Origin of the sequence: Alteromonas sp. 14N.309.X.WAT.G.H12 (assembly GCF_036697315.1) — a bacterium.
Lineage (GTDB): Bacteria > Pseudomonadota > Gammaproteobacteria > Enterobacterales > Alteromonadaceae > Alteromonas.
This window is the reverse complement of record NZ_JBAHZB010000049.1, coordinates 1-26,916: the sequence shown is the minus strand read 5'-3', so window position 1 is coordinate 26,916 and position 26,916 is coordinate 1. Positions and strand designations below refer to the sequence as shown.

At 46.7% G+C, this 26,916-nt stretch carries 28 protein-coding genes; 13 read left to right on the top strand and 15 right to left on the bottom strand.

Annotation, left to right across the window (positions count from 1 at the left end; all coding sequences use genetic code 11):
• From ftsY to ftsX, 3 genes are all read left to right on the top strand, one after another.
• Positions 1 to 1,031 (top strand): signal recognition particle-docking protein FtsY (ftsY, locus tag V5298_RS13015; protein ID WP_332931880.1); only part of this gene is annotated, 1,031 nt, incomplete at its 5' end.
• Positions 1,032 to 1,074: 43 nt separating this feature from the next.
• A complete protein-coding gene (gene ftsE / locus V5298_RS13010; protein ID WP_332931879.1) occupies positions 1,075 to 1,764 on the top strand; it encodes a cell division ATP-binding protein FtsE in 690 nt (229 codons plus the stop codon).
• Complete coding sequence (gene ftsX, locus V5298_RS13005; RefSeq protein ID WP_332931878.1) at positions 1,761 to 2,741, top strand: permease-like cell division protein FtsX; 981 nt, start codon at positions 1,761 to 1,763, stop codon at positions 2,739 to 2,741. The genes ftsE and ftsX overlap by 4 nt, the downstream gene beginning before the upstream one ends.
• An 8-nt stretch (positions 2,742 to 2,749) precedes the next feature.
• Here ftsX and V5298_RS13000 read toward each other — a convergent pair whose 3' ends face one another.
• A complete protein-coding gene (locus V5298_RS13000) occupies positions 2,750 to 4,000 on the bottom strand; it encodes an EAL and HDOD domain-containing protein (RefSeq protein ID WP_332931877.1) in 1,251 nt (416 codons plus the stop codon).
• A gap of 518 nt (positions 4,001 to 4,518) precedes the next feature.
• Between V5298_RS13000 and rpoH the strand changes: the two genes are divergently transcribed.
• Complete coding sequence (rpoH, locus tag V5298_RS12995) at positions 4,519 to 5,373, top strand: RNA polymerase sigma factor RpoH (RefSeq protein ID WP_332931876.1); 855 nt, start codon at positions 4,519 to 4,521, stop codon at positions 5,371 to 5,373.
• 68 nt (positions 5,374 to 5,441) lie between these two features.
• On the opposite strand, the gene V5298_RS12990 is transcribed toward rpoH, so the two are convergent.
• The 3 genes from V5298_RS12990 to pip all read right to left on the bottom strand — a co-directional run bounded on the left by V5298_RS12990 (position 5,442) and on the right by pip (position 7,942).
• Positions 5,442 to 6,365, bottom strand: a complete 924-nt coding sequence (locus V5298_RS12990) for a bifunctional GNAT family N-acetyltransferase/hotdog fold thioesterase (protein WP_332931875.1) — start codon at positions 6,363 to 6,365, stop codon at positions 5,442 to 5,444.
• A 168-nt stretch (positions 6,366 to 6,533) separates the two neighbouring features.
• Positions 6,534 to 6,971, bottom strand: coding sequence for a D-aminoacyl-tRNA deacylase (gene dtd / locus V5298_RS12985; protein ID WP_332931874.1), 438 nt, complete (start codon positions 6,969 to 6,971; stop codon positions 6,534 to 6,536).
• On the bottom strand, positions 6,968 to 7,942 hold the full coding sequence (pip, locus tag V5298_RS12980; protein WP_332931873.1) for a prolyl aminopeptidase: 975 nt from the start codon (positions 7,940 to 7,942) through the stop codon (positions 6,968 to 6,970). Before pip ends, dtd begins: the two co-directional genes overlap by 4 nt.
• A gap of 86 nt (positions 7,943 to 8,028) precedes the next feature.
• On the opposite strand from pip, the gene V5298_RS12975 reads away from it, so the two are divergent.
• Positions 8,029 to 8,271, top strand: coding sequence for a hypothetical protein (locus tag V5298_RS12975; protein WP_332931872.1), 243 nt, complete (start codon positions 8,029 to 8,031; stop codon positions 8,269 to 8,271).
• A complete protein-coding gene (locus tag V5298_RS12970) occupies positions 8,268 to 8,918 on the top strand; it encodes a DUF2959 domain-containing protein (RefSeq protein ID WP_332931871.1) in 651 nt (216 codons plus the stop codon). The genes V5298_RS12975 and V5298_RS12970 overlap by 4 nt, the downstream gene beginning before the upstream one ends.
• Positions 8,919 to 8,944: 26 nt before the next feature.
• On the opposite strand, the gene V5298_RS12965 is transcribed toward V5298_RS12970, so the two are convergent.
• Together V5298_RS12965 and metF are read right to left on the bottom strand one after the other, a co-directional pair.
• On the bottom strand, positions 8,945 to 9,778 hold the full coding sequence (locus V5298_RS12965) for a virulence factor BrkB family protein (protein ID WP_416351183.1): 834 nt from the start codon (positions 9,776 to 9,778) through the stop codon (positions 8,945 to 8,947).
• Positions 9,779 to 9,908: 130 nt separating this feature from the next.
• Entirely contained in the window at positions 9,909 to 10,796 is an 888-nt protein-coding gene (metF, locus tag V5298_RS12960; RefSeq protein WP_332931870.1) for a methylenetetrahydrofolate reductase, read from the bottom strand.
• A 153-nt stretch (positions 10,797 to 10,949) separates the two neighbouring features.
• On the opposite strand from metF, the gene metJ reads away from it, so the two are divergent.
• Complete coding sequence (gene metJ / locus V5298_RS12955; RefSeq protein WP_216028281.1) at positions 10,950 to 11,273, top strand: met regulon transcriptional regulator MetJ; 324 nt, start codon at positions 10,950 to 10,952, stop codon at positions 11,271 to 11,273.
• 47 nt (positions 11,274 to 11,320) lie between these two features.
• Here the strand turns inward: metJ and V5298_RS12950 are convergent, their stop codons facing one another.
• Entirely contained in the window at positions 11,321 to 12,562 is a 1,242-nt protein-coding gene (locus tag V5298_RS12950; RefSeq protein ID WP_332931869.1) for a malic enzyme-like NAD(P)-binding protein, read from the bottom strand.
• 345 nt (positions 12,563 to 12,907) lie between these two features.
• Positions 12,908 to 13,120, bottom strand: coding sequence for a 50S ribosomal protein L31 (gene rpmE / locus V5298_RS12945; protein ID WP_332931868.1), 213 nt, complete (start codon positions 13,118 to 13,120; stop codon positions 12,908 to 12,910).
• Between the two features lie 238 nt (positions 13,121 to 13,358).
• Between rpmE and priA the strand changes: the two genes are divergently transcribed.
• The 4 genes from priA to hslU all read left to right on the top strand — a co-directional run bounded on the left by priA (position 13,359) and on the right by hslU (position 18,299).
• A complete protein-coding gene (priA, locus tag V5298_RS12940) occupies positions 13,359 to 15,530 on the top strand; it encodes a primosomal protein N' (protein ID WP_332931867.1) in 2,172 nt (723 codons plus the stop codon).
• Between the two features lie 103 nt (positions 15,531 to 15,633).
• Positions 15,634 to 16,200: an SPOR domain-containing protein gene (locus V5298_RS12935; RefSeq protein ID WP_332931866.1), complete on the top strand. Its 567-nt coding sequence runs from the start codon at positions 15,634 to 15,636 to the stop codon at positions 16,198 to 16,200.
• 165 nt (positions 16,201 to 16,365) lie between these two features.
• Positions 16,366 to 16,890, top strand: a complete 525-nt coding sequence (hslV, locus tag V5298_RS12930) for an ATP-dependent protease subunit HslV (RefSeq protein WP_332931865.1) — start codon at positions 16,366 to 16,368, stop codon at positions 16,888 to 16,890.
• A gap of 80 nt (positions 16,891 to 16,970) precedes the next feature.
• Positions 16,971 to 18,299: an HslU--HslV peptidase ATPase subunit gene (hslU, locus tag V5298_RS12925; RefSeq protein WP_332931864.1), complete on the top strand. Its 1,329-nt coding sequence runs from the start codon at positions 16,971 to 16,973 to the stop codon at positions 18,297 to 18,299.
• A gap of 29 nt (positions 18,300 to 18,328) precedes the next feature.
• On the opposite strand, the gene V5298_RS12920 is transcribed toward hslU, so the two are convergent.
• The 5 genes from V5298_RS12920 to V5298_RS12900 form a co-directional block, all read right to left on the bottom strand.
• Positions 18,329 to 19,240 carry a hypothetical protein gene (locus V5298_RS12920; RefSeq protein ID WP_332931863.1) on the bottom strand — a complete coding sequence of 304 codons (912 nt, stop codon included), beginning with the start codon at positions 19,238 to 19,240 and terminating at the stop codon, positions 18,329 to 18,331.
• A 59-nt stretch (positions 19,241 to 19,299) separates the two neighbouring features.
• Entirely contained in the window at positions 19,300 to 19,482 is a 183-nt protein-coding gene (locus tag V5298_RS12915) for a hypothetical protein (protein ID WP_332931862.1), read from the bottom strand.
• Positions 19,483 to 19,555: 73 nt separating this feature from the next.
• On the bottom strand, positions 19,556 to 19,810 hold the full coding sequence (locus V5298_RS12910) for a helix-turn-helix transcriptional regulator (RefSeq protein WP_332931861.1): 255 nt from the start codon (positions 19,808 to 19,810) through the stop codon (positions 19,556 to 19,558).
• Positions 19,811 to 20,141: 331 nt separating this feature from the next.
• The gene (locus V5298_RS12905; RefSeq protein ID WP_332931860.1) at positions 20,142 to 20,825 is read right to left on the bottom strand and encodes an NUDIX hydrolase; all 684 of its coding nucleotides are present in this window, start codon (positions 20,823 to 20,825) and stop codon (positions 20,142 to 20,144) included.
• A 7-nt stretch (positions 20,826 to 20,832) separates the two neighbouring features.
• Positions 20,833 to 21,360, bottom strand: coding sequence for a nicotinate-nicotinamide nucleotide adenylyltransferase (locus V5298_RS12900; protein ID WP_332931859.1), 528 nt, complete (start codon positions 21,358 to 21,360; stop codon positions 20,833 to 20,835).
• A gap of 265 nt (positions 21,361 to 21,625) precedes the next feature.
• Here V5298_RS12900 and pncB point away from each other — a divergent pair, with 265 nt between their 5' ends.
• Positions 21,626 to 22,834, top strand: a complete 1,209-nt coding sequence (gene pncB / locus V5298_RS12895) for a nicotinate phosphoribosyltransferase (RefSeq protein WP_332931858.1) — start codon at positions 21,626 to 21,628, stop codon at positions 22,832 to 22,834.
• 8 nt (positions 22,835 to 22,842) lie between these two features.
• Positions 22,843 to 24,960 carry an NAD(+) synthase gene (gene nadE, locus V5298_RS12890; protein ID WP_332931857.1) on the top strand — a complete coding sequence of 706 codons (2,118 nt, stop codon included), beginning with the start codon at positions 22,843 to 22,845 and terminating at the stop codon, positions 24,958 to 24,960.
• Positions 24,961 to 24,994: 34 nt separating this feature from the next.
• Here the strand turns inward: nadE and V5298_RS12885 are convergent, their stop codons facing one another.
• Both V5298_RS12885 and V5298_RS12880 read right to left on the bottom strand, forming a co-directional pair.
• Entirely contained in the window at positions 24,995 to 26,197 is a 1,203-nt protein-coding gene (locus tag V5298_RS12885; RefSeq protein ID WP_332931856.1) for a hypothetical protein, read from the bottom strand.
• Positions 26,194 to 26,916, bottom strand: a 723-nt coding sequence (locus V5298_RS12880; RefSeq protein WP_332931855.1) for an EAL domain-containing protein, incomplete at its 5' end; no start/stop codon positions are given. The genes V5298_RS12885 and V5298_RS12880, both read right to left, overlap by 4 nt.

Genomic DNA, 26,916 nt, shown 5'->3' with positions numbered 1-26,916 from the left:
AGCCAGAGCCAGAGCCAGAGCCAGAGCCAGAGCCAGAGCCAGAGCCAGAGCCAGAGCCAGAGCCAGAGCCAGAGCCAGAGCCAAAGAAAAAATCCCTCTTTAGTCGGCTAAGAGAAAGCTTATCGCGCACAAAAACCAACTTGGGCAGCGGCTTTATCAGCTTATTTAGAGGCAAAACCATTGATGATGATCTGTACGAAGAGCTGGAAACCCAATTGCTGGTTGCCGATGTGGGCATGGATACCACGCAAAAAATCATCAATCAACTTACTGACAGTGCCAAACGCTCACAACTAAAAGATGCTGAAGCACTGGTGGATATACTCAAGCAGCAAATGCGGGATATTCTTAACCAGGTAGAGCGTCCGCTTATTGAAGAAATTAAACAACATGATAAAAGCACCGGACCGTTCGTTATTTTGATGGTTGGTGTGAATGGGGTGGGCAAAACCACCACCATTGGCAAGTTGGCCAAACAATTCCAGCAGCAAGGTAAGAAAGTGATGTTGGCTGCCGGTGATACATTCCGCGCCGCGGCGGTGGAGCAATTACAGGTTTGGGGGGAACGCAATGCCATTCCTGTTATCGCCCAGCCCACCGGTGCAGACAGTGCTTCGGTGCTGTATGACGCCTTAGAAGCGGCCAAATCCCGGGGCATGGATATCTTGATTGCCGATACAGCGGGTCGCTTGCAAAACAAAGCCAACTTAATGGAAGAGTTGAAAAAAGTGGTGCGCGTTATGAAAAAAGTGTCTGCAGATGCGCCCCATGAAGTCATGCTGACCTTGGATGCCGGCACTGGCCAAAATGCCGTGAGTCAGGCGAAACTGTTCAACGAAGCCGTCGGCTTGACGGGCCTGACCTTGACGAAACTCGACGGCAAGGCCAAAGGTGGGGTAATTTTCTCCATTGCCGATCAATTCGGTATTCCTATCCGTTATATTGGCGTGGGCGAAGGCATTGATGATTTACGCACCTTTGAGGGTGATGAATTTATTGAGGCACTTTTTAGTGAATCAGAAAGTGATTAGCACTGGATGCTTTTCCGGCTATGCATCGTTGTAGGACAAACAGATGATTAAATTTGAGCAGGTCAGTAAAACCTATCCCGGTGGACAGCGTGCACTGTCGAAAGTCAGTTTTCATATTGAGCCAGGAGAAATGGCCTTTCTTACCGGTCATTCGGGGGCCGGTAAAAGTACGCTGCTTAAATTGATTAGTATAATGGAACGGCCAAGTGTTGGTCGGGTGCTCATAAATGGTCATGATCTTAACCAGATAAAACGGCGGCAAATTGCCTTTATCCGACGGGATATCGGGATGATTTTTCAAAGCCCGCACTTATTAACCTCAAAAACCGTATTCGATAACGTGGCCTTGCCTTTGATTATTGAAGGTTATGGACGCCGGGAAACGGAAAAACGGGTTCAGGCTGCGTTGGAAATGGTGGGATTACGGGATAAAGCCCGCAGTCTGCCGATGATGCTCTCCGGTGGTGAAGCGCAGCGCGTGGGCATTGCCCGAGCCGTGGTGAACAAACCTCCTTTGTTACTGGCCGATGAGCCAACGGGTAATTTGGATCCTAAATTATCCATGGAAATTATTCGCCTGTTTGAGGATTTTAATCAGGCGGGCGTGTCGGTATTTGTGGCAACCCATGATTTAGGCTTAATTGCACGGATGAAATACCGCACCTTAACGCTGCGTAACGGACAGATGATCACCGATGGTTTGTCTGAAGACATGATGGAGGGTGAGGGATGAGTCTTTTATTTAAAGGGCGTTCTCAAGGCGCCAGCGACACGCGCATTGGGCTTTTACAAGTTATGGGGGCCTTTTTTGTCAGTCATTTACGTCAGGCCCTTGGCAGTCTTGGTGAATTATGGCGCCAACCTGCCGCCTCGATAATGACCATTGCCGTGTTAGGCTTGAGCATTACCTTGCCAAGCACCTTGTACATTTTGGTTAAAAACACCGAAAAAATCAGTGCCGGTTGGGATCAGGCATCAGAAATTTCACTGTTTTTAAAAGACAGTACTTCGGCGGCCAGCGCCCAACAACTTTTAACCCGGCTAAAAACCTGGCCTGAAATCGAATCTGTGACTTTCATTCCTGCCGATGAAGCGTTAAAAGAATTTCAGTATTTGTCGGGATTAGGCGATGCCATTGCCTATCTGGAATCGAATCCGCTGCCCGATGTTGTCCTGGTCACGCCAAATGAAAAATACGCCACACCCACCGCTGCACGCTTGTTGCTGGAAAAGTTACGGAATCAACGGGAAGTGGATATCGGTAAGCTGGATATAGAGTGGCTGGAACGGTTATATGCTTTGCTGGATATTGCCCGGGATCTGGTGTCGTTAATTGGAGTGCTGTTATTTATTTCGGTGGTCTTGATTATTGGTAACACCATTCGACTTAACATACTAAGCCAACGGGAAGAAATTCTTGTCATGAAGCTTGTAGGGGCCACCGACGCCTTTATTCATCGTCCTTTTATGTACACGGGCTTTTGGTTTGGCCTGCTCGGAGGGCTTCTCGCCTGGTTCGCCGTTATCATTATTTTGTGGTGGATGGATAGCAGCATTCAGGCCTTTGCCAGCCTTTATCAAAAAGAATTTAATATCACCGGATTATCCGGCAACGCATTGTTGCTCATGCTGGCGTTGTCTGTTGGATTAGGGCTAGTGGGCTCGCTGATTTCCGTTCAACGGCATGTGCAAGAAATTGAGCCTAAGTAGCCACTCTGTTACAGGGTTGGCTTTTTCATAATGGGTTTGGGAAAGTAAGCAGAGATGGTTGCTCTTACCCCATTTCCCCATTGAATGGCTTGATTGTAAAGGGCGTGAAGCTGTTTTTGGTCGATATTGAGCACCTTGGATTGCTGGATTATGTTCATCCATAGCGCCCCTTCAAAGGCGCGGGTTAACGCCAAATAGCTGTTAAATTCGTTGGATTTCCCTAACAGCGCATCGTTCACCTCATCGGTTAACGGCAGTTGTTTTAATACATCAGGCATATCCTGATCTAACAGTGCATCCAGCAATGAGAACAAACCGATCAGAAAGCCCACGGGTGGATCGGTATGCATGCCTCGTTGCTGAGACAAAAGATCAAAAAACTTCGCTCTCACCAACGACATATGTATTAATTCTAAGGGTTTGTCATCACTTAAGTTCGCCAATGACAATAGGGCGATAAATTTCTTTATCTCCACTTCGCCCATATAGGTTAACGCGTGTTTTAACGAGGTGATTTTATAGCGCTTATTGACGGTGGGGTTGTTGATGAATTTTAATAATAAAAAGCTTAACGCGGCATCACGCTCAATAATTTGATTTATGCGACCGATGCTAAAGTCATGTTGTGAACTCTCGCCCATTAAATCCACAAGATTCATTTTTGAGGCAGGTAAGTGGCGCTGAATACGGGCTTCGGGTTGAGAGAAAAAATACCCCTGAAACAAGTCAAAGCCTAAGGAACGACAACTGTCGAAATCTTCATGGGTATTCACCTGTTCAGCCACTACGGAGATATTGGCCTCGAGAAAGGGGGGGATAGTGCGTTCAATGAGATCATATTTGGTTTTTGTGACATCCACTTTGACGATGTCAATTAACGGGAAGATTTCATGCTTCACGCTCATCATGAGGGGATCATCAATGGCAATTTTAAAGCCAAGGGTTTTAATATGAGAGCAAGCGTTGAGCAACCCTTCTGAGGGGGTCATGGGGTCGTTGAGTTGTACGATTACCGATTCTGGGTTTAACGACGTTGGAAACCGGGAGATGAGGGTTTCTGGATTAAAATGGATAAAGGATTTTTTATCGCCTGAGATGTCGTCTAAGCCCAGAGGATGAAAATGCTGGGCAATAAACTTGGCTTTTTCTGGCGCAAGTTCTGGATAGGCACCGCCTTTACCATCTCTGAATATGAGTTCATACGCGAAGACATCCTTTTCGCGATCTAGAATAGGTTGACGAGCAATAAACGCAAACATACGACCGATAATCCCTTCAACTAGTGATATAGTTTAATCCGCCCCACCTGCATAAAGTATACAGGGTGTGTTCAACTTTATATGATGGAACACAAAATATCCATCTGCGAATCGCGCTAATTTAAGTCAAGTATGCGTGATTGAGCACCGAAGCTGTCTTTTGGCATCAAGGACTTAACCTGATGACATTGCCCGCCAGTCTGTTTTTGTTAGTTAGTGGCAATCTATCACCTAGCTAAGAGCTCATTGTCTGCGCTAGATCATGGTTTGTACGGTAGTGAGGGTGGTATAATAAAACGGTGATAAGGTTTGAGATGTTATCAGATTGTGTTTATTAGGCGTTCATCGGCCGAATCAGTGTGTCGGTCGAGAAAAAAGAACTTTTCTAACTTAAAAAGGTCTTGTATTTTAGCGAAACGTCACTATATTCCGTAATTGGAGTTAAAAGCTGACAGTTATAGACTCGAAAGGCGTTCCGTATTTTGATATCATGGAACGCTTAGCAAATTGAGGTGAATATGAGCAATAAATTGCAATCAATGGTCCTTTCAGGGCCTCACAGCGGTAGTATTGAAGGCTACATTCAGGCTGTGAGTAGAATTGATATGCTCACAGCTGATGAGGAACGGAACCTGGCAGTCCGCTTGCGGGAAGATGGCGATCTTGAATCAGCGAGAAAACTGGTAATGTCGCATCTGCGTTTTGTTGTCCATATTGCAAAATCTTATTCCGGTTACGGTTTGCCACAGGCTGACCTTATTCAGGAAGGAAATATTGGACTGATGAAAGCAGTTAAACGTTTCGACCCAAGTGTGGGTGTGCGGTTGGTTTCTTTCGCGGTTCATTGGATTAAAGCCGAGATCCACGAGTTTGTGCTGAAAAACTGGCGTATCGTCAAGGTTGCGACAACCAAGGCACAACGGAAGCTTTTCTTTAATTTGCGTAAAGCCAAAAAGCGTTTGGGCTGGTTTACCCATGAAGAAGTGCAGACCGTTGCCAGCGAGCTGGGTGTAAGTACCAAAGAAGTGCTTCAGATGGAAGCGCGGATGAGTAGCCACGACCAAGCCTTTGATCTCAGTGCTGATGACGATGATAGCGGTAGCTTCGCGCCGGTTCAGTTTCTTGAAGATAAAACCACTGACGTGGAAATGGATGTTATCAATACAGACTGGGATGCTAACGCATCAAAACGTTTGTATTCAGCAATTAAAACCCTAGATGCCCGTTCTCAGGATATTATTGAGACCCGTTGGTTGGCTGATAACAAAATTACACTTCAAGATCTGGCGAATAAATACGAAGTGTCTGCCGAACGTGTTCGTCAGATAGAAAAAAATGCAATGAAGAAATTGCAGGCTGCTATGTCAGCGTAAGTTTTTATCATTTATGAAAAAAGCGCCTTATGGCGCTTTTTTTGTTTTTGAATTATCTTGTCTACCCCTTAGCTTTGCTCTGGTTCATTGCTGTTTTCATTAGGCAAGATCCAAAACACACCTTTAAATTCTGCCACCGCGTCATCGTCATCTAAAATATCGACCTGCAAAGTAAAACGGCATTTGTTTTGTTTTTCTAACGGGGCGTATTTACCGCTGACGGATTCGATATGGCAGGTGGCGCGGGGTTTCATGGTAATGGGTTTGTGGTAGTGAATATTGCCATCACCCAACACGATGTCGCCGGCTAGCTGGCGTTCTTTGAGCTGTAAATACAGCATGCCCCAGCCGGTTAGCGTGGCTAATGAGAAAATACTGCCGGCAAACATGCTGCCGTGAATATTTATATTTTTGTTCAGCGAGGCGCGGGTTTCTAAAGTACGCCCGGTGTATTGATGAAGTTTGATCCCCATATGTTCAGTAATGGGGATGGTTTCCATCCAGGTATCTTGCAGCTCTTTACACCATTTAGGATGTAGCATCACAATACCGGGATCGCTAAGTTTCTTCACCATTTGCTGTCGTTTGAGCATCCCCAACTCATTGGGGGCTTCACGTTCAATCACGAATCCGCAAGAGAGGAAAAAATCGATGGAGGTTTCACGGCTGTTGGTGACGGCACGTTCGGCACCGAGCTCTCGAGCTACGCCTTCCAGCGCGCCAAGAATCATTTGTCCTAAGCCTCTGCGCTGATAGTCTGAATGCACCGCAATATGGCGTATCTGGGCTTCTTCAGCGGTATTTAGATGTACGCGACCCGCCGCAACGATATCGCCTTTGCCGTTGATGATCACGCGGTGTTCAGCAACCAACTCGTATTCGTCTTTCTCTGAACCTGGGGGAAAATTCCAAGGTTGACGAAGATACGTCCATCGAAATGTGAAGTACTTCTCTAACTCTTCTTCGGTTTTTGGTGTGGCTACTCTAAACACAATACGTAGGCCCTTTATTCATTCATATCTCTCCATTTAAACCCATGGGAGGCGTGTTTAACAAGTGTAATTACCGGATTGCGGCGCAGGAATGGTGTAAATCACTGTAGTAAATGACGCTTCTTATTGTCTTGGTACATCTAGTAAACGAATACGTAGCGAAAAAAACTAAACGTGAAATTGGAAGGTGACGGGGCCGTCGTTCACTAAGGCGACTTTCATATCTGCACCGAATTGTCCGGTTTGCACCGGTAAGCCTTTTTCTTTAAGGGCGGTGATAAATTGCTCATAGATGAGTTTACCCTGTACCGGAGATGCTCCTTTGGAAAAACCGGGGCGATTCCCTTTTTGGGTGTCTGCCACCAGGGTAAATTGTGATACCACCAGTATGGCACCATTGACCTGCTGCACGTTTAGGTTCATTTTTCCTTCATCGTCGCTAAACAGTCGGTACTGGGAAATTTTTCGGGTTAACTTTTCGATTTGTTCGCTATTGTCGTGTTTTTCCACACCGAGTAACACCAGTAATCCATGACCAATTTCACTGATGATCTTGTTATCCACGGTAACACTGGCTTCACTGACCCGTTGCACTAAACCTATCATTTATTCTCCTTTAAGTACCTAGACATATCACGGGTGGCACGACACAAGGCAAGGGCAATGCCAGGCTCCGAGGTGCTGTGTCCCGCATCTTGCACAACTTGCAGCGTGCTGTTTTCCCAAGCTTTGTGCAGCGTATAAGCGGCACGGGTGCTGCAAATAACATCATAACGCCCGTGCACAATTGTACCGGGAATATGAGCAATTTTGTCAATGTTATCGAGGATGAAACCCTCGGGAATAAAACAGTTATTCGATAGATAATAGCATTCTAACTTGGCCAGACTGGTCATCAGCTCAAGGGGATAATGACCGGTAAATTCACCGGTACCAGGAGGCAAAGACACTTTCGACAGGCGTTCTTCCCAAATATACCAGCGTTTAAGTGCATTCATGCGATGACGTTCATCGGTAGAATTAAAGCATTTTAAATAGTAGGCACACACCGAGGCTGCCGTAATGGGCTCTTCGACGCCTTCGATAAATAACTCGTAATGATCGGGAAACAGTGACGCAGCGGCACCTTGCTGGGATAAAAACCAGTCTCGATCTTCATGACGGCCTAAAAACACACCGCGTAAAATTAAGCCATTGACGGTATCCGGTGAATCAATAGCCGCCAGTAAAGCCAGTGTGGCGCCCCATGAACCGCCGAATAAGGTCCAACTTTGAATATCTAATAGTGTGCGCAGATGATTGATATCTTTTAGAATATCTTGGGTTGTATTGTTGATTAATGAGCCGAAAGGCTGGGATCTGCCACAACCGCGTTGTTCAAGGCCAATAATGCGGTATCGGTTGGTGTCAAAGAAACGTTGGTAGCCTGCACCTAGCCCCGCACCTGGACCACCGTGTAGAAAAAGCACTGGCAATCCCTCTGGATTACCGCTTTCTTCGTAATACAGGCGATGGCCATCGTCAGAGTCAAAGTACCCACTACGGTAACATCCGGTGTTAGGGTAAAGTCGTTTCATTTTATTTCAGCGCGTTGTATGTCTTGTTTTTTTAGTTTAGTTTAGCTACTAAAACACATATTTACCTAATATACGAGGAAGATTATATGGCTGGTCAGGGATCCGGTGGTAACGTCATTGCGGCAATCTGTAACTTTTTTATTCCCGGTTTGGGACAATTAGTTCAGGGCCGCATAATGAAAGCTATTCTGTTTTTCATTATTTGTTTTACCTGCTATGGCCTTGCAGCCACAGTGGTGTTCTTTTTCCTTTGGCCGGTAGGTGCCATCTTCCACTTGTGGGCGATTATCGATGCCGCCCGTTATCAGGGGCCAGAGGTGAGGTTATGATAGGCAAACTACAAACCGGTCTAATTGGTGTCGCCATAACGCTCTCGTTAAGTGGGTGTCAGTCTGCCTATTATTCGGCCTGGGAGAAGCTAGGCGTCGAAAAACGGGATATCCTAGTAGATAGGGTGGAAAATGCCCAAGCGTCCCAAGAAGAGGCGCAGGAGCAGTTTGCTGATGCCCTTGAAGAATTCAGCGCCCTTATCAATTTTGAAGGCGGGGAACTGGAAGAGGTGTATGATGATCTCAACAGTGAATATGAAGACAGCGTTGCTGCGGCTCAGGATGTCACTGATCGCATCGATAAAGTGGAAAGCGTAGCGGACGCACTTTTTTCTGAATGGGAAGATGAGCTGGATAAATACGACAGTGACAAATTGCGTCGGGCCAGTGCAGAAAAACTTCGTGATACACAACGAAAGTACGAGACGATGATTAAGGCCATGCGAAAAGCTGAGAGCCGAATGCAACCGGTGCTCAGCGCATTGCAGGACAATGTGCTGTATTTAAAGCATAACCTTAATGCCAGTGCAGTAGGCGCATTGCAAGGGGAGTTGAAAACGATTCAGCAGGATGTGACACGTCTTATTGGCGAAATGCAAACTGCAGTGTCTGAATCTGATGCTTTTATTCGTTCGATGAAAAACTAGATAAAAAACGGGCACTGGCCCGTTTTTTACTCCAGAGGCACCTTTCTTGGTTCCTCACTCGCAGGAAGATCACCAAATTCATCTTCTAAACTGCACGTGAATTCTGCGCCAACTAGCACCACAATCCAAGAAACATACACCCATAAAAATAGAATCGGTAATACCGCCAAAGCGCCATAGATTACCTGATAAGAGGTGAAGTTTGTGATGTAAAGGGCAAACCCTTTTTTGGTAAATTCGAAAAATAAGGTGGCAACCAGCGCACCGATAAGGGCGTGGGAATATTTCACTCGCCGGTTTGGTACTAGAAGGTAAAGAATAATAAACGCCAGAAAAGCAGCAAAACTCGGAATCAGGGTCAGCATAAATGTGCCCACGCCCGGTGTATATTCTTCTGCAAATTCAGCCACACCAACCAGATAGGAACTGATGGCCACACTTGAACCCATGAGCATAGGCCCAAGGGTAATGACCATCCAATAGATGGCGAAGGTGTAAATGATGGGACGATCGCTTTGAGTGCGCCAGATACGGTTGAGGGTTTTGTCCACATTGGATATCAACAGCAGGGCGACGATAAGCAATGACAATATACCCACGGCCCCCATTTCAGAGGCATTGGAGACAAAGTCTGACATATAGTTTTGCACTACATCACCGGCGGTGGGTACGAAGTTGGAAAAAACAAAGGCTTCCATCTTGCTGCGCACAGAGGCAAATGCCGGAAAGGCAGACATTACCGTAAAGGTAACCATGATGAAGGGCACAAGGGATAATAACGTAACGTAAGCCAGATGGCCTGCGGAGATGGTGATATTATCCTCGCGACAGCGGCGCACAAAATGGCGAAAAAAGTCCACGGCTTTAGGCCCTTTTTCATGCCACAACTTCAACCAGCGGTTATCAGACAAAACGATCTCCTTGTAAACTACTTATTGCATACGATTGCCTGATCAGTGTAACCACTCCCCTGGCTAGGGCAAAGGATTTTTACCCGTCGCTGCGAACACCAAGCATGTGACAAATGGCGTAGCTGAGTTCACTGCGATTTAATGTATAAAAATGAAAGTGTTTCACACCTTCTTTGGCGAGGACTTTAACCTGCTCCATGGCTATATTGGCACCGATGAGGTTACGGGTGGTTTGGTCGTCGGCATCAAGGCCTTCATACATTTTGTGTAGCCAACCGGGGACATGGACATTGGTGAAACCGGCAAAGCGTACCAGAGTTTGGTAATTGGTAACGGGAAGAATGCCGGGCACAATATCTAAATCTATCCCCGCCGCGGCGGCGCGGTCGCGAAACCGCAAATATAAGCTGGTATCAAAGAAGAACTGGGTAATGGCTTCAGAGGCCCCTGCTTCAGCTTTACGTTTTAAATTTAATAAATCAAATTGTGCATTTGGGGCTTCAGGGTGTTTTTCTGGATAGGCGGCAACAGAAATATCAAAATCCGCGACTTCTTTTAATAAACTGACGAGATCGGAGGCATACATTTCCGTTTTATCCACGCCTTTGGGCAGATCGCCACGCAGGGCAACAATGCGGCGTATGCCGGAATCCCAGTATTCTTTCGCGATTTGAATTAGTTCTTCCCGACTGGCATCGACACAAGTAAGGTGTGGTGCAGCTTGCACACCGGTCTGTGTTTGGATGCGCTTAACCACATCATGAGTGCGATCTCGTTCGCCGCTGTTGGCACCATAGGTTACCGACATATATGAGGGTTTCAGGGGCGCTAAACGTTCCACTGATTTCCATAGGGTCTGTTCCATTTTTTCGGAATTAGGCGGAAAAAATTCAAACGATACATCAATATCGCGTAGTTCTGATAACGATTGATTTAACGCATCGATACCTTGTGCATAGGAAACCATTTTGCTGACTCACTTTTATGGACGTTTAGACGTCTAAACTAAATAATATCAGTCTGGACGTCAAGAGGTTTACACGGCTTAATTGACCTTTTCGCTACATTGTTTAGAATTTCCGCTTATAAATTACAAAAACAGGCAATTTGAGAATTAAAAATGGCAGAATGGAACGGTAAATATATCCACCCTTACGCAGAACATGGGAAAAAAAGTGAGCAAGTGAAAAAAGTCACTGTCTCAATTCCAATCAATGTGTTGAAGGTACTTACTGACGAACGTACCCGTCGACAAATTAATAATCTGCGTCATGCTACGAATTCAGAATTGCTCTGTGAAGCTTTTCTGCATGCCTTCACGGGTCAGCCTTTACCTAACGACGATGATCTTCGCAAAGACAATCCAAATCGTATCCCGGCAGAGGCGCGCCAAATTATGGAAGACATGGGCATAGATTCTAGTGTAGACAACGAAGAAGAATAAGCATAAAAAAGCCAGCATTCAATGCTGGCTTTTTGAATGATGTTTTTTTAACGATATTGTGGCGGCAGGGTTTCGATACCAGCCACGCCCGATTCAATGGCGGCGAGGGCAACTGCCCGTGCAATACGTGGGCGCAGACGATCATCCATTGGCTTGGGTATAATATACTCTTTGCCAAAGGTCAGTGAGCTTGTGTTGCTGGCTTTTAGTACTTCCTCGGGCACCGGCTCTTTCGAGATGGAGCGCAAAGCTTCAACGGCAGCGACCTTCATTTCATCGTTAATGGCAGAGGCCCTTACGTCTAGCGCGCCACGGAAAATAAAGGGGAAGCACAAGACGTTATTTACCTGATTCGGATAATCTGAACGTCCAGTGGCCATAATGAGGTCGTCTCGGACTTCATGGGCCAGTTCAGGCTTGATTTCGGGATCGGGGTTAGAACAGGCAAACACAATCGGGTTTGGTGCCATTAATGCTAAGGCTTCTGGTGGCAGTACGTCCGGACCAGACACACCGACGAAGATATCCGCGCCATCCATCACATCTTCTAATGTACGTTTATCGGTATTGTTGGCAAACAGCATTTTATGTTCTGTGAGACCTTCCCGACGGGTATGGATCACCCCTTTGCGGTCTAGCATATAGATGCGTTCACGCTGGGCACCACATTTAATCAGCAACTCCATACAGGCTACCGCGGCCGCGCCCGCACCCATACATACGATTTTCGCTTCTTGTATTGTTTTCCCCTGAATCTCCAGCGCATTTAGCATACCTGCGGCTGTAACAATGGCCGTACCATGTTGATCATCGTGAAACACAGGAATTTTACAACGCTTTATGAGTTCTTGTTCTATTTCGAAGCATTCCGGGGCTTTGATATCTTCTAGATTGATGCCACCAAAGGTATCGGCAATATTCGCCACTGTATTGATAAACTCTTCGGTAGTCCGATGCTTGACTTCAATATCGATGGCATCAAGTCCGGCAAATCGTTTAAATAAAAGGGCTTTTCCTTCCATTACTGGCTTTGAGGCTAAGGGGCCTAAATTGCCAAGGCCAAGTATGGCGGTACCGTTAGTGATAACGGCAACCATATTGCCCTTGGCGGTATAGCGGTATGCGGCATCAGGATCATCGGCGATTTCCCGTACGGGTTCGGCAACACCGGGGCTGTACGCCAAAGAGAGATCATCAACGCTGTCTGCGGGCGTTGACAACTCAACCTTGATTTTGCCTGGAGTAGGGTGGGCATGATAATCGAGGGCGCGTTGTCTGAAGTCTGACATTATTTTTTGTGTCCTTCTCAGGTTTTGGTCATTGCACAACTGCATCGTGTTAGTGCTGCCAGCCACAGTCTGTTCTTGTTATAGGGGCAGCTTGTTTACAAATGTATCACAACACCTTGTCAGTACATATCTGATAAGACGTTATCTTATGAATTACTGTAATGTGTCTTAAATTTGGAAACAAACTGGAAATTTCAATTATCACTATTCATGAGGATTATTAAGAAGGGTGTTAAAAGTTAATATTGTGAATGTTGCAGGGTAAATAGGACGGGACGGGGATATTTACTAATAACACAGACAAAAAAAGCGCCATAAGGCGCTTTCTTTTTAAAAGGTACAAGCTTATTTTTTGCTAAGTGCACCAAAACGTTTCTTAAAGCGATCAACACGACCGCCAGTATCAACGTTACGTTGCTTACCAGTGTAGAACGGGTGGCACTTAGAGCATACGTCCAGGTTCAGGTCTTTACCTAAAGTAGAACGTACTTTAATAACGTTACCGCAAGAACAGGTTGCAGTAATTTCGCTGTATTCAGGATGGATATCTTGTTTCATGGGTTACCTCAATGCTAAGGCCGTATCGCTATCCAGCCCGAAGCTGAACACCATACGCAACTATATTCAATACAAGACACGAGGCCTTGCCGTAAAGAGCGGCGCATATTAATGTATGACGCCGTTTCGATCAAGAACTGATGGTTAAAAGTGAAGAAAAAATGGTCAGTTTGTGATTTAAAAGAGGTTATAACCGTTATACACGGCCTGAACAACGATTATCTTTATTGGAAATGTGATGTATTTTGTTGAGGTTGCGGTGCCTGTACCGCTACGACAAGCTTTTACTTATAGCTGCGACACGATGCCCGAACCGGGTTGTCGAGTAAGAGTGCCATTTGGGCCACGTAAGCTGGTGGGTGTGGTGCTAGGTAAAAGTGCCAGTCCTGACACTATCAATAAAATAAAACCGTTAGACGCCGTACTTGATGAAACACCTGTTATCGATGGTGTGTTACTCACCCTTTGCCGTTGGTTAAGCCAGTATTATTTACACCCTATCGGTGAAGTGCTCCATACCGTGTTGCCGGTATTGCTGCGCAAAGGGGAGTCGGCACAAGCTGTCGAAGAGTGTTGGTGGCAGGTCGAAGGCGATCCCCACGCGCACCTCACTTCCCTGACTCGGGCGAAACGACAAGGCGCGTGTTTACAGGCTCTGATGGATGGCCCGATACGAGACAGCGAGCTGAAAACCACCTTTGCTCCCACCGTAATCAAAGGCTTAGCCGAAAAAGGGTTTATTGTTGCCGATAGCCGGCGGCCGCCGTTGAAACCGCGAATGTGGTTGTCCCACTATAAAATTGCAACGAAACCCCGGCCAGACAAAGAGCAGGCTGTGGCGATAACGGCGATCAATCAGTCGAGGGGGAAGTTTGCGCCGTTTCTACTTGAAGGTGTAACCGGCAGTGGTAAAACCGAAGTTTATTTACAGGCCATTGAAGAGGTTTTAGCCAGCGGCCAGCAGGTGTTGATATTGGTGCCTGAAATCGGCCTTACGCCGCAAACCGTCAGCCGTTTTGCCAATCGTTTTGGCATTGATATTGGAGTTTTGCACTCTCAGTTAAACGATAAAGATCGTCTGGCGGTATGGCAACGGGCCAGAGAGGGCGAACTGGGGATCATTATTGGTACCCGCTCAGCAATTTTTACACCGTTAAAATATCCCGGCATGATCATTGTCGATGAAGAGCATGATGAGTCCTATAAGCAGCAGGATGGACTTCGGTACCAGGCTCGGGATCTCGCGGTGCTGCGCGCAAGTACCGAAAATGTGCCTCTGGTGTTGGGAACAGCCACACCGTCGTTAGAGTCGTTGAACAATGCGTTATCCAAACGCTATGGGCATTTACACTTGACTAAACGGGCGGGTGGGGCGGTCAAAACCCATCAACATCTTCTTGATGTGAGAGATCAACGTATGCAGTTTGGCCTAGCTGACGGCATGATCAGTATTATGCGCCAGCATTTGTCCATGGGAAACCAGGTGCTGGTTTTTGTTAACCGGCGAGGCTATGCCCCAGCGTTATTGTGTCATCATTGTGGTCATTCGGTGGATTGCCGGCGCTGCGAACGGCCATACACAGTGCATCGTAGTCAGCAGCGTCTACAGTGCCACCATTGTGGTAGCGTGAAACCGATCCCGCGACAATGTCCCCAATGTGGTGAAAACAGTTTGGTCACCGCCGGTGTGGGAACCGAGCAAATAGAGGAAGGCTTAGCGCAACTATTTGCTGGCGTGAAACAGGTAAGAATAGACAGTGATTCGGTGCGGGGAAAAGATAAACTGCAACGCACCCTCGATGAGATTAATGAGCAAAAATACCAGTTGTTAATCGGTACGCAAATATTGTCAAAAGGCCATCATTTTCCCCATGTAACGCTGGTGGTGGTGATGGATTGTGACGGCGCTTTGTTCAGTGCCGATTTTCGTGCCAGTGAAAAACTTGCCCAGTTGGTCACCCAGCTGGCAGGTAGAGCCGGCAGGGCGGCAAAGCCCGGAGAAATGTGGCTGCAAACCCATAACCCCGGTCATCCGCTGCTTCAGGATCTGATCCATAATGGCTACCACCACTTTGCCCGCCAAGCGTTGGAAGAAAGAAAATTGGCTGGGATGCCTCCGTTTCAATCCCAAGCGGTGCTCCGGGCTGAAGCGACAAACGGCGCGCAGGCCTGGGACTTTCTAGCACAAACGAAACAGATTTTAGCCACTGAAAAGGTACGCTTAAACGGGCCGCTACCGTGCTTGATTGAAAAGCGACAAGGGCGTTATCGGTTTATGCTGGTATTACAAAGTGAGCAGCGTAAGGCAATTAATACCTTGTTACGTATGGCCTTGCCAAATATTTCCGCATTGCCGCTGGCCACACGAGTACGTTGGTCGGTGGATGTGGATCCGTCTGATTTTAGCTAAATGACGACGCAACTGATTAAGATACGGGCAGCTTTTTTATTCAAATAACGATACACTGAGCATAGAAAAACAGGGTTATTTTTTACGGGATTATTTGGCGCTTATGGCTCAACGTGATTATGTTTCTCGTGGTCGCACACCACAGAATAAAAAGAAAAACAGTAATAAGCGCAAGACGCCAACACCACCTAGCAATAATAAAACGGTCTGGATCCGACTGTTGGTTGTTATTATCGCCATTTTGGTGCTTATTTATTTTTTATTTTCCATTAAAGATAACGTGGATGAAACCGCCGATGCGCCCATGGCACCCCTTCCACAGCTAACGGAAGAAGAAGAGCTGCCTGAACTTCCGCAGGAAGAATGGGAGTATATAAAAACCCTGCCAGGCTATGAAGTTGAAGTTGAAGTGGCAGAACAGAAAAAATCCGACAAACTCTATTTGTTGCAGTGCGGATCCTTTAGAACCCGCTCCCAAGCAGAAGAGATGAAAGCCAAAATTGCTTTCCAAGGGTTGGAAGCGCAAGTGCGGGCATCCACCGGTAGTAATGGTGAATGGTTCCGGGTCATCATGGGGCCTTTGCAAAGTAAACGGGATGCCGAACGGGCAAGGCATAGCTTGCGAAAAGTCAACATTACCACCTGCATGATCCTATACTGGAACCTGTAATCTAAGCACCATGGAGCGTTGGCCATCTCGTTTGGATGTCAACGTTCTTGTGGTTAATTGCAAAAAAACGGCCCTTGAAAAAACCGTGTCATCCCCCACTTATCCTTCATTGGTTTTTTTCGTCTGATATTAACTCAGACAACACCCGCAACATGGGGAATTAACGTGACAACGATAGTATCTGTAAGACGTGATAATCAGGTCGTCATTGCCGGAGACGGTCAAGTCTCTCTTGGTAATACAGTAATGAAAGGAAACGCAAAAAAAGTGCGCCGCCTGTACAACAACAAAGTACTGGCAGGTTTTGCCGGTGGTACAGCCGATGCGTTTACCCTTTTTGAACGGTTTGAATCTAAACTCGAAATGCACCAAGGGCATTTAACCCGAGCCGCTGTTGAGTTAGCCAAAGATTGGCGAACGGATCGTATGCTGCGCAAATTAGAGGCCTTACTGGCGGTTGCCGATGAAACGGCCTCTTTTATTATTACCGGCAACGGTGATGTGGTGCAGCCTGAAAACGATCTTATTGCCATCGGCTCCGGCGGCGCTTATGCCCAGGCCGCTGCGACGGCGTTATTGGCAAATACCGAATTGTCTGCCAAAGAGATTGCAGAAAAGAGTTTAACCATTGCTGGTGATATTTGCGTGTATACCAACCATCATCAGACAATCGAAGTATTAGATTATTAATCGATTGCAGTGGCCTGTGTGCCATTGAATAACTGCGATTGATTGCTGTGAAACACAGCTAAAGGAAAAGAAGGTTTATTATGTCTGAGATGACACCCAGAGAAATAGTTCACGAGTTGGATCGCCACATTATCGGCCAGCAAGGTGCCAAGCGGGCGGTGTCAATTGCCCTGAGAAACCGCTGGCGTCGTATGCAATTGCCCGAAGAGCTGCGGCAGGAAGTGACGCCTAAGAATATTTTGATGATAGGGCCAACGGGCGTGGGTAAAACCGAGATTGCCCGTCGTCTAGCGAAGCTGGCAAATGCCCCTTTTATCAAGGTTGAAGCGACTAAATTCACCGAAGTGGGTTATGTGGGCAAAGAAGTCGAGTCCATTATTCGGGATCTGGCGGACATTGCCGTTAAAATGACCAAAGAGCGGGAAGTAGCGAAAGTGAAGTTTCGTGCTGAGGAAGCCGCTGAAGAACGCATCCTTGATGTCTTGTTGCCGCCCCCTGAAGATGCGTGGGGCAAAAAGGAAGAGGTTGAAGATAAAGGCACGCGTCAGAACTTCCGCAAAAAACTGCGGGAAGGCAAGCTTGACGACAAAGAAATAGAAATTGATGTGGCCTTGCCGCAAATGGGTGTGGAAATTATGGCACCGCCAGGCATGGAAGACATGACTAACCAGTTGCAGTCTATGTTCCAGAATATGTCTGGGTCACAAAAGAAAAAGAAAAAGCTGAAAATCAAAGACGCTTTGAAGCTACTTATTGAAGAAGAAGCTGCACGCTTGGTTAATCAGGAAGATTTGAAAGAACAAGCCATCGAAGCCGTGGAACAACACGGTATTGTGTTTATCGACGAAATCGACAAGATTTGTAAGCGAGAAGGCAATTCATCGGCGGATGTATCCCGGGAAGGTGTTCAGCGAGATCTTTTGCCACTGGTAGAAGGCTCAACAGTCTCCACTAAACACGGCATGATCAAAACTGATCATATTTTGTTTATCGCATCGGGCGCATTCCAGATGAGTAAACCGTCTGATTTGATCCCTGAAATGCAAGGGCGTTTACCCATACGGGTCGAGTTAGCGGCGTTGAAAGTTGAAGATTTCAAACGCATCCTCACCGAACCTAACGCGTCACTTACCGAACAATACCGAGCGCTGATGGAAACCGAAGGCGTGAAGATTGAATTTACCGAGTCGGGTATTCAGCGCATTGCGGAAGCGGCTTGGCAGGTGAATGAGCGATTAGAAAATATTGGCGCACGACGTCTTCACACCGTACTAGAACGGCTCATGGAAGATATTTCTTATGAAGCCTCTGAGAAGTCCGGTGAAACCTTTACCATTGATGCGGATTATGTCAATACACATCTTGAGACCTTGGTGGACAACGAAGACTTAAGTCGGTTTATTCTTTAATCCCTACAGGGCGTTCACTGCGCCCTTGATTATACCTGTGAGGCGGCGCTTCCCGCCGTCTTTATCATCGCCTCTAGCAACGCTTCGGTAATGGGGAGTCCAGTATCCAATTCAAACCGACAAAACATGGGACAGGGGTTCGCCTCTAAAAACACATAATGTCCTGCAGGTGTTTTCCGCCAATCAATGGCACACCATTTCATGCCCAATTTACGACATAACCGAATGCTCAAAGCTTCAATCGCTTTGGGAACCTTGGTCTTTACCGCCATGGCAGAAGTATCGATGCGATAATCGTCTGCGGCTGAATCGATCTTGGCGCTTAATACGCGCTCACCGACAACAAAGCTGCGTATATCCATGCCCTCAATCCAGCTTTGAAAGGTCATAGGTTCATCCACTAGGTGTGAACACAGGGACGATTGCCACTTACCATTACGTTTTATGCTCTGTGAATAGGTACCGCCAAATACTGGTTTAACAATGACGTTGTGTTGGGAATCACAAAAGGCGCGGATGCGCTGCACATCGTTGCTGATACAGGTATCGGGTATGGTGGCACCCAGCTTACGGGCCGCCACTAACTGAACCGGTTTTGCTTGGTGATAACGCACTGCGTGTAATGAATTAAACCAGCGGTGTGAATGGGTTAAAAAAAGGGGAGACAAAGCACTGGTTAGATTGGCTAAAAGGGTCGTGTTTTGACCATGGGCAGGGGGAATAAAACGCTGCCAATAAAAGACGCCGAAGGCTCCCAAGTCATACTGTCTGTGTTGCAGCTTCATGATGTATTGGTTATCAGCGGCATTAAAATGGATGCGTAAATTCTGCGGAAATTGGGCGGTATTGAGTATACAAGTTTCAACGTTGGCGGTGGTTAACGCCTCAACCATGTGCTGTAACTGGGGCTCGCACCCATCGCCAAGACAAAGTGCTAACATGTGATAAGCCTTGGGTTATGGAAAGCGGCAGTAAGCAATTACCGCCGCACGTCGCTAAATTAAAAGAGAGACTCTTCGGGGTAACTCCCCCCGGTTTCACCTAAAGCTTGGGTGTAATACACCGGCAGGTGAAACTTCCCATTGTCAGGTACGCTAACCTCGCCACTGCTGGCAGTGCCGCCATTCACCTTGGCCGTATCTTGAGGTTGTATCAGGTAGGGTAACGGGGTATTTGATTGCATGGTGTTCTCCTTAAAAAGTACATTTCCTTATTGCCAGAAAACCACGTCTGACCCTAAAAAGTGTACGGGGTTTTTAGCGTCTGTCAGCTGATCCCATGTCCGGTTGATGGAGCTGGCGATAATAATTTGCCATCAGCGACGTGCGGTTAGGAATACCGAGTTTGCGATAGATATTGGCGCAATGAAACTTAACGGTTCGTTCGCTTATAAATAGCTGAGAAGCGATACGTTTGTTGGGTAATCCTTCCATGATTTTATGTGCCACCTGCATTTCCCGCCGAGAGAGTTGTTCTATCTGCTTACTGATAGGTAGAGTGTGTTTGTTCATTGTATAGTCCTTTTCTTTAGTCGTTGGTTTCCTAAAAAAGCAGGATGAGTAAGTACCGGCAGGCAACTCACGTCTTACATCCTTGATAAATACGAGATCCTTGGGGTCTTAAGTTGGGAGATCCCTCCGTTCCCAACATGAGCGCCTGCCGAAACTGTATCAGCGTGTTGCTGACAACTCATATTCTGAATATATGGAAAAGCGTCGCTTGAGCATCAAAGACAAGGGGTAAGGAAAGGCTGAATTTTGTTCAATAAGTCCGTTTTTTACAAGGTATGTCCGTTTAGTGATAGTCGATGCCCGGTTTCAAAAGGCCAGTAGCGAAAGGGGATTAGTCTAATGCACCTTGTAACACGCGAGAAAAAAAATGGGGTTTGCTGGGATTGGTGTGAGTGTATAGTTTGGCCTTACTTCGTTTTACGATCTTCGTTTCGCCAGTTTCGACAACCGAGACACTTTCATCGATACGGTCTCTGAAGTTTTTTTTGTGCAATGGTTTACCTAAAATCACTTCATACACCGTCTGTAGTTCAGACAAGGTAAAGGGCTGGCGAAAGAAAAAGTTAGGCTCGGTACTGTAGCGAGCTCGGTTATACAAACGCTGAAAGGCTTTTTGAATGATCATTTGGTGGTCGAAGGGCAAACTGACCGGCGGCATATCATGGAGAAAATCAGTGACCACAAACCAATGCACCGAGGATAGCGCAGCTGCGTGTTCGTCCGTTAAGCACAAATAGGGACAGGTAATACTCCATCCTTGGGGATCGCGGGTTAAATTACCTTCAAATTCCAGCTTCGCGGTATAAGATGGTCTAATGCCGGTCTTTAGTTTCAGGTGACGCAACAAGGTGTCATTGAGGGTTTGGTCATTCTCTGTGTTAATGGCGCCACCAGGTAAAGCTAGGGTATTGGCATAAACGGTGGTGTTGGCCCCTCGGCGCACCAAGGCAACTTGTAACTGTCTGGCACTGATGCGAAACAGCACAGCATTAATGGTACAAACTGGAGGGGGCATAGTCGATTCAGTCATAAACAGCATGGGTGTTGAGGTAATCGGCCACCGAGGGCGTCACTAAGGCTGAAATATCTTGGTTTTTAGATACGGCATTTCTTACCATTGTGGAGCGAACGGGGACGTTTTCAGGAACCACCACCACATTCCAGCGACGGGTAATTTCATCGGCCTTATAAAATTTAGACCAGTTCGCTTTGTTGTCAGGACCCATCACAAAACTCAGCGTGTCATCGCTATATCCGTTATCGTGTAAATAGGAGAGTACGTCAAAGGTGTAAACCGGCGTATCATCCTTGGCTATAAGGTGTTCCACGCTCATGGCTTGCACACGGCTATCGTTGATGTCGCGTACAAAAGCATCGGTTAAAGCCACTCTATGGGGATAGGCAATCATGGATTTGGCAAAGGCATGCTGATAGGCGGGAATGAGTAATACCCTGTCGAACCTATTTTCGTGATTTAACACTGATTGCACAGCGTCTAAATGGCCTCGGGTTGGCGGGTTAAAGGCCGAACCAAATATGGCGATGTTCATTGCAGCTTCCGTTTATAGCGTATTGTAAAGATACTTATTATACCAAGAAAAAGCAACCAAAGGGCTGAGGCTGCTCCCATTACTCTGTCATACCGGTTGTTTTGGCAAGTTTTTAGGGGCGCATTTTTAACTTCTCGTTGACTTTAAAGGGTATTGATAGAATACTCGTTAGCCATTGTTAGGACAGGATGAGAAATGCACTGTGCATCCGCCAGCCTCCACCCATAAAAAACGCCACCTTAATCACTCACTGAGGGCAAATGCCATGGCGCGTAACTCCTTATTCCGCAAACACCTTAATTTTTCTGCCCTGGATAATGATTTTTATAAGATGAATATGTGGCAGTGTTTTATGCACCAATATCCTTATGTTGAGGAGGTGGAATATCGTTTCGTGGTGCGCGGAGATACGGATTTGCGTCCTTATCGAGCTGAAATACAACAGGAGCTGGGCAAGCTGGATGGATTGGGGTTTACCTCATCGCAAATACAGTGGTTAGAACGGATCCCCTGGTATACCAAGGACTTTATCGAATGGGTAAGAATGTGGTCTTATCAGCATCGTTTTTTACATATCGGTGAAGAAGACGGTCAGCTGGCAATTCGTGCCAAAGGGCCGCTGATGCATGTGCATAATTTTGAAATGCCGGTGTTATCCACCGTGGCAGAAGTATACAACCGCCATAATTATCCGGAGAAAAGCTACGAAGATGTACGCCAGCCGCTGTATGAAAAAATACAGTGGTTAAAACAGCAGCATGAAAAGCATGATTTAACCGGGCTGCAAATTGCAGAGTTTGGGACCAGAAGACGGTTTAGCTATGATGCCCAATATACGGTTATCGATATGCTGAAAAAAATGTTGCCCGAGTTTTTTGTGGGTACATCGAATATGCATCTGGCAAAAGAATTCGATATTTTGCCCATTGGCACCATGGCCCATGAAATATTTATGCTATCGCAGCAAATTGGCGTGCAACTGGTGAATTCGCAAAAGCATACGTTGGAAACCTGGGTTAAAGAGTTCCGCGGCCAGCTGGGCTACGCCTTAACCGATACCATTGGTATGGAAGCCTTTGTGCGCGACTTTGATTTATATTTCGCCAAATTATTCGATGGCCTGAGACATGACTCCGGTGATCCGATAGAATTCGGAGAACGGGCGATAACCATGTATGAAAACCTGAATATCGATCCAAGAAGTAAAACGATAATCTTTAGTGATGGTTTAGATTTTAAAACCATGGTGTCACTGTTTTTACGCTTTCGCGGGCGCATTCGCACATCTTTTGGTATCGGAACCTTTTTATCCAACGATGTACGGGGCGTTACGCCACTAAATATTGTTATGAAACTGGTACGGGTTAACGACAAACCTGTGGCGAAAATTTCAGATGCACCCGGTAAAAACCTGTGTGAAGATCCGGAATTCGTCAGTTATCTGAAAAAAGTATTCGAAGTAGACTGGGCATAAGGTCACCAATGGCAAATTACACCCGAATAGGCACAGCGGCGCTGCGTCAGATCCCATTTGATTTTAAAGGTAATGTTACGCGGGTCCTCGCGGCTATTGAGCGGGCTGTAGCGGCACATATTAATATACTGTTAATGCCCGAGCTGGCATTAACGGGCTATGGTTGTGAAGATAACTTTAGCTATCAGGAATTCAATGAGGCGGCAGAGTCGGCATTACAGGATGTGCTAGACGGGCTTCACCGTTTGCACCACAAATGTAAGTCGGGTCAGGATTTGCTGGTTGCCATGGGAATGCCAGTGATGTTCCCCGGTGGACAGGTATACAATACTACGGCGTTTGTTAGCGCGAAGGGCTTACATGGATTTGCCTGTAAACAGTATCTAGCCCGCAATGGTGTGCACTACGAACCTCGTTGGTTTGAAGCCTGGCCGCGAGGAAAGGTGGTGAATCATCCCCGCTTTAATGTGCCTTTTGGCGATATTGTGATTGATGCCAGAGGCGTGCGGGTGGGCATTGAAACCTGCGAGGATGCCTGGGTAGCCAATCGTCCGGGGCGGGATCTTTACCATCGCAATGTGGATGTGTTGTTAAATCCCAGTGCCTCTCATTTTTCGGTGGGCAAAAACCATATTCGCGAGCAATTTATTAAAGAAGGCTCTCGGGCATTTGGTGTGGTGTACGCCTATGCGAATTTGGCCGGTACAGAAAACGGCACCAGTATTTTCGATGGCGGGTCGATGATTGCCTCGGAAGGACAGGTGGTTTCCCGGGGAGACCGCTTTAATGTGCGTGATGTGGTTATGAACCAAACCTTGGTTAATTTAAGCGCCAATCGGGTATCTCGAATAAATAGCAGCGAAACCATCCATATTGACGATAATCATGTGGTCACTGCGCCGCTTTCTTTAACCTTGTCCAGCGATGCCGTACTGGCGGCCCGTAAACATGACAGAACCGAAGCGGCCAACGACGAGCTGCCTGCCTTTTGGTCTAGGTTAAGTGATGAAGATCATAACTATACCGAAATTTGCTATGCCCTTGGCAATGGTTTGTGGGATTGGACAACCCGTACTCATACCCACGGCTATGTGGTAAGTTTATCTGGCGGTGCCGATTCTGCCTTAGTGGCCGCCTCGGTGTATGTGTCTCATTTTGTGGCCTTAGAACAATTGGGGGTCAGTGATTATCTTGCTGCCTTACCCCAAGGGCTGAGAGCCAAAATTGCTCCCTTGTCTCAGGGGGAAGATAAAATTACCTGGTTAAAACACAAAGCCATGCCGCAGATTCTGGTGTGTTTATATCAGGGCACCGATAATTCCTCTGACACCACTTTTAATGCAGCTAAATATTTAGCGGAAGAAATCGGCGCTACCTTTCACAGTTGGAATATTGAACCGGTGGTTCAGCAATATCATCAGTTGGTAAATGGCCTGTATCCCGATAAGCCGCTTAGTTGGGACACCGATGACATTGCACTGCAAAATATTCAGGCCCGTAGTCGTAGTCCGGGTGTGTGGATGTTAGCTAACCGGGAAAACAAACTGCTTATTGCCACTTCCAATTTGTCAGAATCGGCGTTGGGGTATGCCACTATGGATGGTGATACTTCTGGCGTAATTTCTGTGATTGCCGGTATTAATAAAACCACCATTCGTAAAATCAACAGCTGGTTAGAGGAAAAAGGGCTGCCGCTAACCATGGATGGCAAAAGTGCGCGTCATCAACTTCAACAGATGCATCGGGTGAATGTTCAGCAACCCACTGCTGAGCTGCGGCCAGAAGAGCAAACCGATGAAGCGGATCTCATGCCCTACGTGGTGTGTGACTTCATTATGAATTGCTATCTTGCCAGGCAAATGTGGCCCAAGAGTATCTTGGTTGAATTGATGTTAAACGGTTTTGACCGAGAGCACGATTTACGTCAACTGGCGGGCTTTGTGGAACGGTGGTTTACCCTGTTTTGTCGTAACCCTTGGAAGCGCTACGGCACCAGAGCTGGGTTTCATATCGAGCAGGTGTCTTTAGATCCCAAAACCTTCCATCGTTTTCCACTACTGAACAATGGCTTTAAAGAGCAGCTTCAATGTATGTGGAATTACGTGGATGAAATAGAAAGCGATTAATTGACGGCGACGATCCCACGGGTTCTGCCATCTTTTACCAGTGGTATTCGCTTACCAGTAACGTTTGTTGCTGGGTCACCGCTGTGGGTAAGTTAAACTGAACCCGGTTTGCTACATCACTGTGCACTTGGGAGTATTCCACGCCCACTTGCCAATGATCAGACACATCATATCGCCAGTTCACGGTTAACCCATGGCCATGACTGTTATTTTGGTCATTTTCAAAAATATCATCTTCATCAACATCAAAAATATCAACCCGGGCCGAAAACCGATGACGGTTCTGTCGGTGACTTAGCATGGCGTAAAATGCATCGTACTGGGTATAGACAAAGCGTTCACCCATCAGGGTATCGCCGGTCATCCATTGCATTAAAATACGGGTTCTCGTGGTGAAATTGTGCTGCATGGCCAAAGAGTGAAATTTGGTGCGCCATGCATATAGTCGTTGCTCGTTTACCGCATTAGGGTCGGCTAAGTTGTCGTAGTAATAGTAGCGTAATTGTGTTTGACGCAAATAGTCGAGATGAAGTCCGGCGTAAACGCCCCATTTGCTATCAATTTCGGTAAATGGCTCTACCCAGTCTGGGTGCCAAATCATGTTGGTATCAATAACGGTAGGGTAGGGCGCAAATTGTAGGCGCTCATGGTGCAGGCTTTGGCGGTCGTGCAGCGCAAATCCACGCCATGAAATAATCGAGCCTAAGGGATCATTACCTTTAAATACCGCCGCACGGAATTCCCAACTCCACGGACTGCGTACGGCTCGTCCTGGCCGATAGATAATAAATTCAGCACCGGCGGTACGCAACTCTTCGCCAATCCAACTATTAATGGCTGACTGGGCGTAAGTGTAGGGCGACAACCAATTGGTATCTACATTTTCCAATGACATTTCGGGGTAAAAGAACCCGACGCGTGCCCGCCATTTTATACGACTGGGTACAAGGGGTTTATAAGTAAGTTGAAGCTGTGTTAGACCAAGATGTTGGTCGCCATCGGCATAATAGCTGCCATCTACCTGGACCTCTAGGGATGGGATCACCGTGTGCTTGATACGCATGACTGATTGCTGCAATGCCATGCCATTATCGTTAAATCGTGTAACCCCAGTGCCACTTTCAAGCCAGGTGGTAGGAAGGTCGGATTGATGCCATACGGCTTGTACTTTACCGCTAAATTCGGTACTCAATGACGAAACACTGACCGCACATAGCAACAGCATCAACCATTTCATTGTATGGCTCCGTTTGCGTTGCTGGAGGTGGCAGCCGTGGTAAGCCAATCATCAAACTGATCGGCAGGAAGCGGTCTGGACATATAATAGCCTTGGGCTCTGGTGCAGCCCACTTTACGTAAATATTCTAATGAGGCTTTATCTTCTACCCCTTCTGCTACCACCTCTAACTTTAAGTTTTTCGCCAACGAGACTATGGTATTTACCAAGGTTTTATCATCACTGCTACTGGCCAGTGACAGTACAAAGGCCTTGTCTATTTTGAGTTCATGAACCGGCATATCTTTTAGCTGTGCCATCGACGAATATCCGGTACCAAAATCATCAATAGACAATTTTATGCCCATACGCTTTAAGGCATTTAGCGCACGAAGGGCATTTTCAGGATCGTGCATAATGGCGCTTTCGGTCACTTCTAAAGTGAGATACTTAGCTTCACTGTTGTATTTGCTCAGTAAATCGCTAACCAATGTCGGCAAGGTCATATCAATAAGATCCACGGCTGAAATGTTCACTGCCACCGAGATATTATGGCCTTTTTCCCGCCAGGCTTTTTGTTGTTTTAATGCCGTTCGTAGACCCCAGTTTGTCACGTTTCGTATTGCACCGGTTTGTTCTGCTAACGGGATAAAATCGTCCGGTGAAATAAATCCGTGCTCTGGATGGATCCAGCGCATGAGGCATTCAACACTGGTAAAAGTATTTGAGGCGATATCCAG

What these genes read in the sequence shown, in the direction of transcription:
- V5298_RS12910 (WP_332931861.1), bottom strand. Translation starts at nt 19,810, where the DNA reads ATGAACAAACACACTCTACCTATCAGTAAGCAGATAGAACAACTCTCT.
- V5298_RS12885 (WP_332931856.1), bottom strand. Translation starts at nt 26,197, where the DNA reads ATGAAATGGTTGATGCTGTTGCTATGTGCGGTCAGTGTTTCGTCATTG.
- pncB (WP_332931858.1), top strand. Translation starts at nt 21,626, where the DNA reads ATGGCGCGTAACTCCTTATTCCGCAAACACCTTAATTTTTCTGCCCTG.
- pip (WP_332931873.1), bottom strand. Translation starts at nt 7,942, where the DNA reads ATGAAACGACTTTACCCTAACACCGGATGTTACCGTAGTGGGTACTTT.
- V5298_RS12950 (WP_332931869.1), bottom strand. Translation starts at nt 12,562, where the DNA reads ATGTCAGACTTCAGACAACGCGCCCTCGATTATCATGCCCACCCTACT.
- V5298_RS13000 (WP_332931877.1), bottom strand. Translation starts at nt 4,000, where the DNA reads ATGTTTGCGTTTATTGCTCGTCAACCTATTCTAGATCGCGAAAAGGAT.
- nadE (WP_332931857.1), top strand. Translation starts at nt 22,843, where the DNA reads ATGGCAAATTACACCCGAATAGGCACAGCGGCGCTGCGTCAGATCCCA.
- hslU (WP_332931864.1), top strand. Translation starts at nt 16,971, where the DNA reads ATGTCTGAGATGACACCCAGAGAAATAGTTCACGAGTTGGATCGCCAC.
- V5298_RS12900 (WP_332931859.1), bottom strand. Translation starts at nt 21,360, where the DNA reads ATGAACATCGCCATATTTGGTTCGGCCTTTAACCCGCCAACCCGAGGC.
- ftsE (WP_332931879.1), top strand. Translation starts at nt 1,075, where the DNA reads ATGATTAAATTTGAGCAGGTCAGTAAAACCTATCCCGGTGGACAGCGT.
- V5298_RS12935 (WP_332931866.1), top strand. Translation starts at nt 15,634, where the DNA reads ATGGCTCAACGTGATTATGTTTCTCGTGGTCGCACACCACAGAATAAA.
- V5298_RS12975 (WP_332931872.1), top strand. Translation starts at nt 8,029, where the DNA reads ATGGCTGGTCAGGGATCCGGTGGTAACGTCATTGCGGCAATCTGTAAC.
- V5298_RS12920 (WP_332931863.1), bottom strand. Translation starts at nt 19,240, where the DNA reads ATGTTAGCACTTTGTCTTGGCGATGGGTGCGAGCCCCAGTTACAGCAC.
- ftsX (WP_332931878.1), top strand. Translation starts at nt 1,761, where the DNA reads ATGAGTCTTTTATTTAAAGGGCGTTCTCAAGGCGCCAGCGACACGCGC.
- priA (WP_332931867.1), top strand. Translation starts at nt 13,359, where the DNA reads ATGTATTTTGTTGAGGTTGCGGTGCCTGTACCGCTACGACAAGCTTTT.
- rpmE (WP_332931868.1), bottom strand. Translation starts at nt 13,120, where the DNA reads ATGAAACAAGATATCCATCCTGAATACAGCGAAATTACTGCAACCTGT.
- V5298_RS12915 (WP_332931862.1), bottom strand. Translation starts at nt 19,482, where the DNA reads ATGCAATCAAATACCCCGTTACCCTACCTGATACAACCTCAAGATACG.
- dtd (WP_332931874.1), bottom strand. Translation starts at nt 6,971, where the DNA reads ATGATAGGTTTAGTGCAACGGGTCAGTGAAGCCAGTGTTACCGTGGAT.
- V5298_RS12905 (WP_332931860.1), bottom strand. Translation starts at nt 20,825, where the DNA reads ATGCCCCCTCCAGTTTGTACCATTAATGCTGTGCTGTTTCGCATCAGT.
- rpoH (WP_332931876.1), top strand. Translation starts at nt 4,519, where the DNA reads ATGAGCAATAAATTGCAATCAATGGTCCTTTCAGGGCCTCACAGCGGT.
- metJ (WP_216028281.1), top strand. Translation starts at nt 10,950, where the DNA reads ATGGCAGAATGGAACGGTAAATATATCCACCCTTACGCAGAACATGGG.
- metF (WP_332931870.1), bottom strand. Translation starts at nt 10,796, where the DNA reads ATGGTTTCCTATGCACAAGGTATCGATGCGTTAAATCAATCGTTATCA.
- V5298_RS12970 (WP_332931871.1), top strand. Translation starts at nt 8,268, where the DNA reads ATGATAGGCAAACTACAAACCGGTCTAATTGGTGTCGCCATAACGCTC.